Source organism: Vibrio sp. 811 (assembly GCF_033339195.1).
Map to the genome: position 1 here is coordinate 1 of NZ_JAWOUB010000867.1, position 536 is coordinate 536.

1 protein-coding gene is annotated in these 536 nt (G+C 50.2%); it reads left to right on the forward strand.

Features of this window, described 5'->3' with window-relative positions; all coding sequences use genetic code 11:
• The coding region (locus R7Q46_RS29840; RefSeq protein ID WP_318078676.1) for a S49 family peptidase at positions 1-536 on the forward strand (536 nt) is incomplete at both ends.

Sequence of the window (536 nt, forward strand, 5' to 3'; positions counted from 1 at the left end):
AAACCATGATATTGCCGTTGTTGTTGCAAGTGGCGCCATCATGGATGGTCAACAACCTCGTGGAACAGTAGGCGGTGACACAGTTGCAAGTCTACTGCGTCAAGCGCGTAACGATGAGAAGGTAAAAGCAGTCGTGCTTCGCGTAGACAGCCCTGGTGGCAGTGCGTTTGCGTCAGAAGTGATTCGCAACGAAGTGGAAGCGCTAAAAAAAGCAGGCAAACCTGTTGTAGTTTCGATGTCGAGCTTAGCGGCCTCTGGCGGTTACTGGATTTCAATGAGCGCAGATAAAATCGTCGCACAACCAACAACACTGACAGGTTCTATTGGTATCTTCAGCGTTATTACGACGTTCGAAAAAGGCTTCAGCAAACTTGGTATCAACACCGACGGCGTTGGCACCTCACCGTTTTCTGGCGACGGCATTACGACTGGCTTGTCTGAGGGCGCGTCTCAAGCGTTCCAACTAGGCATTGAGCATGGCTACAAACGCTTTATCTCTTTGGTTGGTTCAAACCGAGCTATGACGGTAGAAGAGG